We start from the raw sequence: 11,211 nt of genomic DNA, 5'->3' as shown, positions 1-11,211 counted from the left end.
GGCGGGCCGGCCGTGGGGTGTCGATGCCGCCCGCGCGGCGTTCGCTCAGACGTGCGCGCCCTCGAGGCGGAAGACCTGCACCGCGCTGGCCAGCCGGTGCGCCTGGTCCTTGAGGCTTTCGGCGGCGGCGGCGGACTGTTCGACGAGCGCGGCGTTCTGCTGCGTCATCTGGTCGAGCTGGGTGACGGCGCCATTGACCTGGCCGATGCCTTCGCTCTGCTCGGAAGCGGCCGCGGTGATCTCGCCGATGATGTCGCTGACGCGCTGCACCGAGGCGACGATCTCGTTCATCGTCGCGCCGGCGTCGGTGACCAGCTTGGAGCCGGTCTCGACCTTGTCGACGCTGGCGCCGATCAGGGTCTTGATCTCGCGGGCGGCTTCGGCGCTGCGCCCGGCCAGGCTGCGCACCTCGGCCGCCACCACCGCGAAGCCGCGGCCTTGTTCGCCCGCCCGCGCCGCCTCCACGGCCGCGTTGAGGGCCAGGATGTTGGTTTGGAAGGCGATGCTGTCGATCACGCCGATGATGTCGGCGATCTTCTTGGACGCGGAGTTGATCTCGTCCATGGTCGCCACCACCTGCGCCACCACGGTGCCGCCGCGCTGCGCCACCTGCGAGGCGGACGAGGCCAGCTGGTTGGCCTGCGCGGCCGCGTCAGCGCTCTGGCGCACGGTGCCGGTGAGCTGGTCCATGCTGGAGGCGGTCTGCTGCAGGCTGCCGGCAGCCTTTTCGGTGCGCTGCGACAAGTCCTGGTTGCCCATGGCGATTTCGCCGGAAGCCAGGCCGATGGACTCGGTGGCCTGGCGCACGCTGTGGATCGAGCCGTGCAGGCGCTCCACCATGGCTCCGAGCGCGCGCAGCAGGTCGCCCACCTCGTCGGGGGAATCGCTGTGCGGACGCACGTCCAGCCGGCCTTCGGCCACGGCGCTGGCGGCCTGCACGCCGGCCCGCATGTCGGCCACGATGCGGCGCTGCGTCCAGCCGGCAAAGCCGATCGCCAGAACCCCGACCAGCAGCCCGGCCACGCCGATGCCGACGGCATTGCGCTGGCCTGCGGCCCGCATCTGGGCCTGGTCTGCCGACGCCTGGTTCTGCGCCGCTTCCACGCGGCCGGCCAGCGCCTGGTTGATCTTCTTGTACACCGTGTCTGCGGTCTGCATGGCCGCGGCGCCCATGTTGGGGTCCACGCTGGCCACGTCGATGGCATCGTCTCCGGCCTTGCGGTAGCGGGCGATCTGCGCCGCCAGCGGGTCGTCGGCGGCCGCGCCGTCCTTGCGCACGTCGTCGGACAGCGCGCCCAGCGCCTGCGCATGCTGGGCGCGGAACGCCTTCACCGCCTTGTCGTCCAGCGAGCCGATGATGACGAGCTTGCGGTAGAGCTCCATGTGCAGTTCGCTGAGCCGGCCCTGCACGCTGGCGGCACGCTCATTCGCCTGCATCATGGCAGACTGGCTCTTCAGGCTGCGGGCCTGGAACGACTCCAGCACCCAGGCCGAGCCCAGCAAGGCCAGCACCAGCGCCACCGCCGTCAACACCGGTGCCAACATCAATTTCGCGCGAAGTCTCATGGTGCCGTCCTGGAAACTGAATTAGGAGGCGCTGCCGCACGCGCGCTGCGAGCGGCAACGGGGGTCAGTCGGCCGCCTTGTAGACGCCGCCGCACACCGCCACTTCGTCGAGCTTCTCGCAGTACATGCTCTTGGGCTCGACCTTCTTGGTCACGGGGTTGGTGAACTTGTAGTCCTGCCAGAACACTCCCTTGGACCGAGCCAGGTCAACCCGCTCCTTGACGAAAGCCTTGCCGTCCACGTCCTTGAGCTCGATGAGGTTCTTGCCGATCATCTTTTCGTTGGCGCCATGCGCATGCACCGTGCCATCCAGGCCGTAGACCACCAGGTACAGGTCGCGGTCGGTGAACTTGCCGCCCTTCTGGCTGATCTCGGCATAGCCCTTCTCATTGCCGTGCGCCTTGATGAATTTGATGCCCTCCTTGACCATCTTCACCGCGTCATCCTTGGAGGCGTTGTCGCCGGCAAAGGCGCTGGAACCCAGGCTCATGAGGAGGGCCGCAGCGGCGGCACCAAAACGCTTGCAATGCATGTCAGGTCTCCTTCGGGTGATTGGCTCCGCCCGGCGGGCCCCTCGCGGGGCCCCGTCCTGGCAGGCACGGGGATCGGCGGGGTTGCCGGACTACTGGTCGCACAAGCCCATTTCAGGGCTGGCCATGAGGGTTTCGATGTCCATGAGGATCAGCATGCGCTCGCCCACGTTGGCAATGCCGGTGATGTGGCGCGTGTCCACCGAGCCGCTCATTTCGGGCGCGGGCTTGACGTGCTGGCGTGTCAGCTCCAGCACGTCAGACACCGAGTCAACCACCACGCCGACGACGCGCCCGCGGATGTTGAGCACCACCACCACCGTGAGGCTGTTGTACTCATGGCTGGGGCAGCCGAACTTCATGCGCAAGTCCACGATCGGCACGATCACGCCGCGCAGGTTGACCACGCCCTTGACGAAGGGGGCCACGTTGGCGATGCGGGTGGGCGGCTCGTAGGAGCGGATCTCCTGGACGCGCAGGATGTCGATGCCGTATTCCTCGGCACCCAGGCGGAACGTGAGGAACTCGCCGAGCCGGGCCGACTCGGGCGTGCCCGCGCCGTCCTGGCGGGCGATGTGTGCAGCTTCGTGCATGTGCATGGGGGTCTCCTGGGCATCCGGTCAGAAACTGGTCCAGTCGCCATCGGCCGGCGGCGCCACGGGGGGGGTGGCCGCCGCGGCTGCCGGCGCCGGGGCTGCAGCAGAGCGGACAGCCGGCCGCTGCGGCGCGCTGTCCCTCTTGACCGCGGCCGCCCGCGGCGCGGGTGCCGCCGGTGCCTTCTTCGGCAGGCTGCGCGCCGCGCTGGCCTGGGCGGCCTGGATCACGTCACGGGTCTGTTCGCCGCTCACGCGGAACACCGACACGGCCTGCGCGAGCACGCCAGCCTGGGTCTTGAGGCTTTCGGCCGCGGCGGCCGACTGTTCCACCAGCGCGGCGTTCTGCTGCGTCATCTGGTCCAGCTGCATCACGGCGGTGTTGACCTGGGCAATGCCGCCGGTCTGCTCGCCGCTGGCGGCGGTGATCTCACCGATGAGATCGGCCACCTTCTTGACCTGCACCACGATCTCGCCCATGGTCTGGCCGGCCTGGGCCACCAGCACGCTGCCGGCATCCACCTTGTCGACCGAGGTGCCGATCAGCGACTTGATTTCGCGCGCCGCTTCAGCCGAGCGCTGTGCCAGCGAGCGCACTTCGGAGGCCACCACCGCGAAGCCCCGGCCCTGTTCGCCGGCACGGGCCGCCTCCACCGCGGCATTCAGCGCCAGGATGTTGGTCTGGAAGGCGATGCCGTCGATCACGCCGATGATGTCGGCGATCTTGCGCGAGCTGGCCTGGATCTCGTTCATGGTGGCCACCACCTGGGTCACCACCTCCCCGCCCTTGGCGGCCACGCCGGAGGCCGAGGTGGCCAGCTGGTTGGCCTGGGAGGCGCTGTCGGCGTTGGCCTTGACCGTGCCCGTCATCTGCTGCATGGACGCCGCGGTCTGCTGCAGCGAGCTGGCCTGCTGCTCGGTGCGGGAGCTCAGGTCGTTGTTGCCCTGGGCGATCTGCGAGCTGGCGGTGGCCATGCCATCCACGCCGGTGCGCACCTGCTGCACCACGCCGGCCAAGCGGCCCTGCATGTCGCGCAAGGCATCCAGCAGGCTGCTGAATTCGTCGCTGGAGTCATCCACGATGGCTGTGCCCAGGTCGCCTTCACCCACGCGGCGGGCCACCTGCTTGGCCAGGTCAATGCGCTGCCGCAGCGCCCCGCCCACGTGCCAGGACAGCAGGGCCAGGCCCAGCGCGATGAGCACCGCGGCGCCGGCCAGTTGCTGGCGCGAGCTGGCCGCCACGACGCCAGCGGCCGTGGCCTCCTGCTCCAGCGCGACGTTCTGGCGCCTGACCTCGTCCTCCAGCAGGGCCAGCAGTTCGGCCTGCACCGGGACGAGGCGGCCAGACAGCATCTGGAACGCATCGTCGTTCTTGCCGGCCCGGATCAGCGCCACGGTCTGCTCGCCGACCGGCCAGAACGCCTTGTCCTTGTCGCGCGCTGCCTGAGCCGCGGCCTTGCCGGCGGGCGTGAATGCACCGGCCTCAAACGCACTGAGGCCGGCGTCGACGCGCCGGCGTGTCTCGGCCACGTCCTTGAGGGCCGCGGCCTGTTCTTCGGGCGTCTTCACCAGCAGGGCATGGCGCAGTTGCATGGACAGGCGGGTCAGGTCGCGCTGCGCGTCGGACACCAGGTTCAACTGCGTCGCCCGGTTGGTGGCGAGCACATTGACCTGATCTTGCACGCCACCCAGTGCGACCCAGGAAATGGCGGCCAGGCCGAGCAGCGCGGCACCCATCACGCCGGAAGCGGCGTAAAGGCGCACGCGGATCGGAAGGCTGTTGAATGACTTCATGGAAGACCTTGGTTCCGAGAGAAAGGATCCGATCACTGGCGCGAACGGCGCACCAGTGAGATGACGTCGAGGATCAGCGCCACGCGGCCGTCGCCCATGATGGTGGCGCCCGACACGTCCTGCACCTTGCGATAGTTGGCTTCGAGGTTCTTGACCACCACCTGCTGCTGGCCGAGCAGTTCGTCCACCAGCAGGGCGACGCGGCCGCCCTCGGCCTCGACCACCACCATGATGGAACTGACGTGCTCGAAGTCGAAGCGCGGCACATCGAACACCTTTTCGAGTTCGATCACCGGCATGTACTCGTCGCGCACCTGCACCACCCGGCCGCCGCCGCCGATGCTCTTGATCGTGGTGTCGCTGACCTGGAAGCTCTCCACCACCGAGGCCAGCGGCAGGATGTAGCACTCATCGCCCACGCCGATGCTCATGCCGTCCATGATGGCCAAGGTCAGCGGCAGGCGCACCTTCACGCTCATGCCGTAGCCGTCGGCGGAATCGATCTCCACCGTGCCGTTCATGGCGGTGATGTTCTTCTTCACCACGTCCATGCCCACGCCGCGGCCCGACACGTCGGTCACGGCCTCGGCGGTGGAGAAGCCGGGAGCGAAGATGAGGCTCCATACCTCCGCATCGGTCATTGAATCGGGCGCCTCGATGCCGCGCTCGCGGGCCTTCTTCAGCAGCTTGGTGCGCGACAGGCCGCGGCCGTCGTCGCGCACCTCGATGACGATGGAGCCGCCCTGGTGCGAGGCCGCCAGCGTGATGGTGCCGGTCTCGGGCTTGCCGCGCGCCACGCGCTCGGCCGGGGTCTCGATGCCGTGGTCGCAGGAGTTGCGCACCAGGTGGGTCAAGGGGTCGGTGATCTTCTCGACCAGGCCCTTGTCCAGCTCGGTGGCCTCGCCCTGCATGACCAGCTCGACCTTCTTGTCGAGCCGGGCCGCCAGGTCGCGCAGCATGCGCGGGTAGCGGTTGAACACGATGGACATGGGGATCATGCGCACGCCCATCACCGCTTCCTGCAGGTCGCGCGTGTTGCGCTCCAGGTCGGCCAGGCCGGTGATCAGCTGCTGGTTGGCCGCTGCGTCGAGCGTGCGGCTGGTCTGCGCCAGCATGGCCTGCGTGATGACCAGTTCGCCCACCAGGTTGATGAGCTGGTCCACCTTCTCCACCGAGACGCGCAGGGTGGACGATTCCAACTGGGCCGCGGCGGCCTTGCTCTCTGCCTTGGCGGCACGGGGCGCCGGCGCGGCCGGTGCCGCCACGGGCGCCGGCGCGGCCGGTGCCACGGACCCCGGAGCGCCGGGCGCGCCATCGAAGAAGCCGTAACCCAGGTCGGCCACGGGCTCGTCTTCGCGGACGGCGGGCTCCGGCGCAGGCACCCCGGGCGCACCGGCGTGGAAGCCATAGCCCGGCCCCAGCGGCGACAGCTTGGCATGTTCGCGCGCGACATGAAAACTCATCAGGTCCAGCAGTTCGTTGTCCGAACTGGCCGTGACGATCTTGAAGCGGCGCATGCCGTCGGCCGCCTGGCCACCGTCCAGCGGCTCGATGCTGCCCAGGCCGGTGATTTCCTTGAACAGTTCGACCACGCTGTCGGCCAGCTTCAGGTCCGACAGGGGACCGATCTGGAGTTCCAGCAGGCGCTGGCCCGGCGCCACGGCGACCGCGGGGGCCGGCGCGGCCACCGGTGCGGCAGCGGCCCGCACGGCAGCGACCGCCGCGGCAGCGGCGGCAGGCGCGCCGCCTTCGGCCAGCGCGCGAATGTTGAACAGCAGCTCGGCGGTGTCGATCGCATCGCCGCCGGCGCCCTGGTGGCGGGCCAGCTGGGCGCGCAACGCATCGCCCGCGGCCAGCAGCACGTCCACCATGGCGGCGCTGGGGGCAAGTTCGCGGCGGCGCAGCTTGTCGAGCAGCGTTTCCATCTGGTGCGTCAGCTCGGCCACGTCGGAGAACCCGAAGGTGGCGGCGCCGCCCTTGACGGAATGCGCGCAACGGAAGATCGCGTTCAAGTCCTCGTCTTCGGCGGCTTCGATGTCGATGCTCAGGAGCATCTGCTCCATGTTCGCCAGGTTCTCGCCGGCTTCCTCGAAGAAGACCTGGTAGAACTGCGACAGATCGATCCCTGCGCCCTGTGTGCTCGTGTCGGCCATGCTCGTCTCTTTCTTGCAATGCGGGGGTATCAGTGCGGCGTGCCTGGACTTCAGCGGATCACCTTGCGGATCACCTCGACCAGCTTGCTCGGGTCGAACGGTTTGACCAGCCAGCCGGTGGCGCCCGCGGCGCGGCCAGCCTGCTTCATCTGGTCGCTGGACTCGGTGGTCAGCACCAGGATGGGCGTGTTCTTGAAACTGGGCGTTTCGCGCAGCTTCCTGGTCAGGCCGATGCCGTCCATGCGGGGCATGTTCTGGTCGGTCAGTACCAGGTCGAAAGTCTTGCCGTTGGCTTTTTCCCAGGCGTCCTGGCCGTCCACGGCTTCCACGACGTTGTAGCCTGCGCTCTTGAGCGTGAAGGCCACCATCTGGCGCATCGAGGCGGAGTCGTCCACAGCGAGGATTGAATGCATTGCTCTCTCCGAGAGGTGAAGTGGGTAGTAGGCGTGTGTTCGGCGCAGGCCGTGGGTTAAAAAAGCTCGACGGAACCGGCGTCCATCTCGTCCTGGGTGACAGGATTCGGACGCAGCGGTGCCTCCGTGACGATGGCAGCACCCTCGGGGTCGTCGCCGAAGGCCTCGCGGGCCAACTGGTCGGCCACGCTGCGCAGGCGCAGGTGGGTGTGGTGGATCAATTGGCTGGCCATGTCCTGGAACTGCAGCGCGGTCACCGCCACGCCGAGGTCGTCCATCACCCGCTTCAGCACCTCGGGCTCGACTGCGGGCGGGTCGCCCTGCGCCGCCAGCAGGCCGCGCACGTTGGTGGCCGCATCGTGGAAGCGCGCCATCAGCACCTCGCAGGCGTCTGCCAGCAGGCGCTGCAGGCGCTCCAGATCGTTGGAGGCCGACATGAGGTGATCCTGCAAGTGCGCAGCAATCAATAGCGGCATGCCGGGCGCTGGCTCTTGCGAGGTGTCGTGATCGGTCTGCATTGGATCTCCGAGGTGTCCTTGTATGAGGTCGGCCTTGTCCATCGGTCACAGCCTTCCGCCGGGCCCGCTTGCGCGCACCCGCCGGTTCGGATGAGAGGAATTTTCGAAGCCGCGGTCCCGCGGCGTTGCGCGAATCACACGGGAAAAGACCCGGCTGTTCCCTGCTTCGCGTGACGCTGTGGACAACTTTTCGGCTAGCGTGGCCGGAACTGAAGCCGGATGGCCCGGACAAGCGCCGAAATACGTCACACTGCCGCGGTTGGCCGGGACCCTTGAGCATTCATCTCCCATGGCGTCATCCACTTCCATCACCCGCCCCCTCAGCCGCCTGGGCAGCCTGACCGTGCCAGGCGCGCCGGAGACGGCCCCGGCCGCGGCCCCCAAGGGCCCACGCCGGCTGCGGGTGCTGCACCTGGAAGACTCCGAGGTGGACCACCACGTGCTGGTGGCCCACCTGCGCCATGCCGGGGTGAACGCCACGGTGCTGCGGGTGGAGGAACGCGCCGCGTTCATCGCCGCGCTGCGCGAACGCTGGGACGTGGTGCTGTCCGACTACAACCTGCCTGAGTTCACGGGCATGGAGGCGCTGGAGCTGCTGCGCCGGCACAAACCCTCGCTGCCCTTCATCCTGGTCTCCGGCGAGATCGGCGAAGACACCGCGGTGCAGGCCATGCGCCAGGGCGCCGAGGACTACCTGCTCAAGAACAACCTCACGCGCCTGGTGCCAGCGCTGATGCACGCCATCGAGGCCAGCGAAAGCCGGCGCGCCAAACAACTGGCCGATGAAGAGCTGGCGCGCTCGCGCACCCGACTGTCCGAGCTGGCGCAACACCTGCAGACCAGCGTGGAGATGGAGCGCGCCGCCATTGCGCGCGAGATCCACGACGACGTGGGGGGCTCGCTCACGGCCGTGAAGTTCGACCTGGCATGGATTGCGCGCCACGCCGAGCACAAGGAAACCGCCGAACGCGCCCAGCAGGCGCTGGAAAGCGTGAACCACGCCATCGAGGCCAGCCAGCGCATCATGCACAACCTGCGCCCGGCCATCCTGGAGCAAGGACTGGTGGCTGCGTTGCAGTGGATGGCACAGCGCTTCGAGCGGCGCAACAACATCCCCACCCAGTTCCGCACCAGCCACGACCAACTGCAGCTGCCCGCCGGCGTGCCGCTGGTGGCCTACCGCACCGCGCAGGAGGCCCTGACCAATGTCTCCAAGCACGCCCAGGCCACCCGCGTGCAGGTGGATCTCACCGTGGCCGCGGGGGTCTTGTCATTGGAGGTCAGCGACAACGGCCGCGGCCTGTCGCAGACCGACCTGGCCAAGGCCCGCTCGTTTGGCATCCGCGGCCTGCACGAGCGCGCCGGCACCGTGGGCGGCTGGGTGGACCTGAGCAGTTCGGCCGCGGGCACCTCGCTGATCCTCTCCGTGCCGCTGACCCGCGAGCAGCAGCGCGCAGTCGCCACTCAGCACGAGGAAGCCCGCGCGGACGCCCGGGAACACGACCCTTCGGTCTGGGGCGAGCTGTAACTGGTATCGAAGAATAAGTAAGATCCGGCATGACCCGAGTCATCCTCTGCGACGACCATGCGCTCATCCGGCGGGGCATCCGTGACACCCTGGCCGAGCAGCCTGACCTGCAGATCGTCGGCGAAGCCGGCGAGTACGGCGAGTTGCGCACCCTGATGCGCAACACCGAGTGCGACGTGCTGGTGCTGGACATCAACATGCCCGGCCGCAGCGGCCTGGACGTGCTGCACGCCCTCAAGGAAGAGGGCTCGCCGGTGCGCGTGCTGGTGGTCTCCATGTACCCCGAGGACCAGTACGCCATGCGGGCATTGCGGGCCGGGGCCTTTGGCTACGTCAACAAGGGCGGCGACCCGAGCCAGATCGTGGCGGCCGTGCGCATGGTGGCCCAGGGCCGCAAGTACGTGACGCCCGAGATGGCGCAGATGCTGGTGGAGAACCTCACCACCCCCACCGCCGAGGCCGCGCACGACAAGCTCTCCGACCGCGAGATGCAGACCCTGGTGCTGATCGCCTCCGGCAAGCGCCTGTCCGACATCGCCGAGGAACTGACGCTCAGCCCCAAGACCGTGAGCGTGTACCGGGCCCGCGTGCTGGAGAAGCTCGCCCTGGCCAACAACTCCGAGCTCACGGTGTACGCCATCCGCAACGGGCTGGTCTGAACCCCTGCCGCCGGCACTATCGGCGGATCAAGACCCGGAAACAGTGCCCACTCCGGCCACAGGCCCGGCGCAGCCGCCAACTACAATGCAGGCGCACCAGCACTTCCAGTCACGCTGGCGCAGTCGTCTTCGACACCTCCCACCTCGGCGTCTCTGACTGGTGCCTCCCAGCGACGGCAACAGGCGCGACCGACCCGCATTGCAGCGGGCCTCCCATTCCATGAAATTCACAGACCTCGGCCTGGCCGAGCCGATCCTGCGTGCCGTGCACGAACAGGGTTACGAGACCCCCACCCCCATCCAGGCGCAAGCCATTCCGGCCGTGCTGGCCGGCGGCGACCTGATGGCCGGGGCACAAACCGGCACCGGCAAGACCGCGGGCTTCACGCTCCCCATGTTGCACCGGCTCAGCAGTGCAGCCCCGCAGCGCGACGCGCGCGGCCGCATCGCGATCCGGGCGTTGATCCTGACGCCCACACGGGAGCTGGCGGCGCAAGTTGAAGAAAGCGTGCGCACCTATGGCAAACACCTGAAGCTGCAAAGCATGGCCATGTTCGGCGGCGTGGGCATGCAACCGCAGGTGGACAAGCTCAAGCGCGGCGTGGACATCCTCGTCGCCACGCCCGGCCGCCTGCTGGACCACCACCAGCAAGGCACGCTGGACCTGTCGCATGTGCAAATCTTCGTGCTCGACGAGGCCGACCGCATGCTGGACATGGGCTTCATCCACGACATCAAGAAGGTGCTGGCCATGCTGCCGGCCAAGAAGCAGAGCCTGCTCTTCTCGGCCACCTTCAGCGACGAGATCAAGGCCCTGGCGCAGCGCCTGCTCAACAACCCGGCGCACATCGAGGTGGCGCGCCGCAACGCCACCGCCGACACCATCGCGCAGAAGGTGCACCCGGTCGCTCGCGACCTGAAGAAGGAACTGCTGGCGCACCTGATCTACGACGGCAACTGGCACCAGGTGCTGGTGTTCACGCGCATGAAGCACGGCGCCAACCGCCTGACCGAGTTCCTGAACAAGCAGGACATCACGGCCATGGCGATCCACGGCAACAAGAGCCAGAGCGCGCGGACCAAGGCGCTGGCTGACTTCAAGAGCGGCGACCTGCAGGTGCTGGTAGCCACCGACATCGCGGCCCGCGGCATCGACATCGACCAGTTGCCGCACGTGGTGAACTTTGAGCTGCCCAACGTGCCGGAAGACTACGTGCACCGCATCGGCCGCACCGGCCGCGCGGGCAGCAACGGCGCGGCGATCTCTCTGGTGGACAGCGAGGAGTTCCCGTACCTGAAGAGCATCGAGCGCCTGATCAAGCACAACGACTGGAAACAGGTACTGGTGTTTACCCGCACCAAGCACGGCGCGAACCGGTTGGCTGAGAAGCTGACCGGCGACGGCATCCCGTCCGCGGCGATCCACGGCAACAAGAGTCAGTCGGCGCGCACCAAGG

The 11,211-nt window shown here is 68.2% G+C and carries 10 protein-coding genes; 3 read left to right on the top strand and 7 right to left on the bottom strand.

The features are described 5' to 3' along the window. Positions 1–45: 45 nt before the first annotated feature. The 7 genes from VFL64_RS13960 to VFL64_RS13930 form a co-directional block, all read right to left on the bottom strand. Complete coding sequence (locus tag VFL64_RS13960) at positions 46–1,566, bottom strand: methyl-accepting chemotaxis protein (protein ID WP_489540986.1); 1,521 nt, start codon at positions 1,564–1,566, stop codon at positions 46–48. A gap of 64 nt (positions 1,567–1,630) precedes the next feature. Continuing rightward, on the bottom strand, positions 1,631–2,098 hold the full coding sequence (locus VFL64_RS13955; protein WP_489540985.1) for a cache domain-containing protein: 468 nt from the start codon (positions 2,096–2,098) through the stop codon (positions 1,631–1,633). 90 nt (positions 2,099–2,188) lie between these two features. Then, positions 2,189–2,695 carry a chemotaxis protein CheW gene (locus tag VFL64_RS13950; RefSeq protein ID WP_489540984.1) on the bottom strand — a complete coding sequence of 169 codons (507 nt, stop codon included), beginning with the start codon at positions 2,693–2,695 and terminating at the stop codon, positions 2,189–2,191. Positions 2,696–2,716: 21 nt separating this feature from the next. Next, positions 2,717–4,483, bottom strand: a complete 1,767-nt coding sequence (locus tag VFL64_RS13945; RefSeq protein WP_489540983.1) for a methyl-accepting chemotaxis protein — start codon at positions 4,481–4,483, stop codon at positions 2,717–2,719. Between the two features lie 32 nt (positions 4,484–4,515). Further along, positions 4,516–6,636 (bottom strand): chemotaxis protein CheA, encoded by a 2,121-nt coding sequence (locus VFL64_RS13940; protein ID WP_489540982.1) that lies wholly within the window; start codon positions 6,634–6,636, stop codon positions 4,516–4,518. A 50-nt stretch (positions 6,637–6,686) separates the two neighbouring features. Beyond that, complete coding sequence (locus VFL64_RS13935; protein WP_489540981.1) at positions 6,687–7,049, bottom strand: response regulator; 363 nt, start codon at positions 7,047–7,049, stop codon at positions 6,687–6,689. A 56-nt stretch (positions 7,050–7,105) separates the two neighbouring features. Next, positions 7,106–7,567 (bottom strand): hypothetical protein, encoded by a 462-nt coding sequence (locus tag VFL64_RS13930; protein ID WP_489540980.1) that lies wholly within the window; start codon positions 7,565–7,567, stop codon positions 7,106–7,108. Positions 7,568–7,856: 289 nt separating this feature from the next. Here VFL64_RS13930 and VFL64_RS13925 point away from each other — a divergent pair, with 289 nt between their 5' ends. The 3 genes from VFL64_RS13925 to VFL64_RS13915 all read left to right on the top strand — a co-directional run. Further along, complete coding sequence (locus tag VFL64_RS13925) at positions 7,857–9,095, top strand: sensor histidine kinase (protein ID WP_489540979.1); 1,239 nt, start codon at positions 7,857–7,859, stop codon at positions 9,093–9,095. Positions 9,096–9,124: 29 nt separating this feature from the next. Then, a complete protein-coding gene (locus tag VFL64_RS13920; RefSeq protein WP_489540978.1) occupies positions 9,125–9,754 on the top strand; it encodes a response regulator in 630 nt (209 codons plus the stop codon). A 220-nt stretch (positions 9,755–9,974) separates the two neighbouring features. Further along, on the top strand, positions 9,975–11,211 hold a 1,237-nt coding region (locus VFL64_RS13915; protein ID WP_489540977.1), incomplete at its 3' end, for a DEAD/DEAH box helicase.

It is taken from the genome of Rhizobacter sp. (assembly GCF_035702065.1).
GTDB lineage: Bacteria > Pseudomonadota > Gammaproteobacteria > Burkholderiales > Burkholderiaceae_C > Rhizobacter.
The sequence above is the reverse complement of the archived record's forward strand: the minus strand, read 5'-3'. Positions and strand labels throughout refer to the sequence as shown.

Excerpts from the sequence above, each read along its gene's own strand:
- VFL64_RS13940 (WP_489540982.1), bottom strand. The coding sequence starts at position 6,636 with ATGGCCGACACGAGCACACAGGGCGCAGGGATCGATCTGTCGCAGTTC.
- VFL64_RS13935 (WP_489540981.1), bottom strand. The coding sequence starts at position 7,049 with ATGCATTCAATCCTCGCTGTGGACGACTCCGCCTCGATGCGCCAGATG.
- VFL64_RS13960 (WP_489540986.1), bottom strand. The coding sequence starts at position 1,566 with ATGAGACTTCGCGCGAAATTGATGTTGGCACCGGTGTTGACGGCGGTG.
- VFL64_RS13925 (WP_489540979.1), top strand. The coding sequence starts at position 7,857 with ATGGCGTCATCCACTTCCATCACCCGCCCCCTCAGCCGCCTGGGCAGC.
- VFL64_RS13930 (WP_489540980.1), bottom strand. The coding sequence starts at position 7,567 with ATGCAGACCGATCACGACACCTCGCAAGAGCCAGCGCCCGGCATGCCG.
- VFL64_RS13945 (WP_489540983.1), bottom strand. The coding sequence starts at position 4,483 with ATGAAGTCATTCAACAGCCTTCCGATCCGCGTGCGCCTTTACGCCGCT.
- VFL64_RS13950 (WP_489540984.1), bottom strand. The coding sequence starts at position 2,695 with ATGCACATGCACGAAGCTGCACACATCGCCCGCCAGGACGGCGCGGGC.
- VFL64_RS13955 (WP_489540985.1), bottom strand. The coding sequence starts at position 2,098 with ATGCATTGCAAGCGTTTTGGTGCCGCCGCTGCGGCCCTCCTCATGAGC.
- VFL64_RS13920 (WP_489540978.1), top strand. The coding sequence starts at position 9,125 with ATGACCCGAGTCATCCTCTGCGACGACCATGCGCTCATCCGGCGGGGC.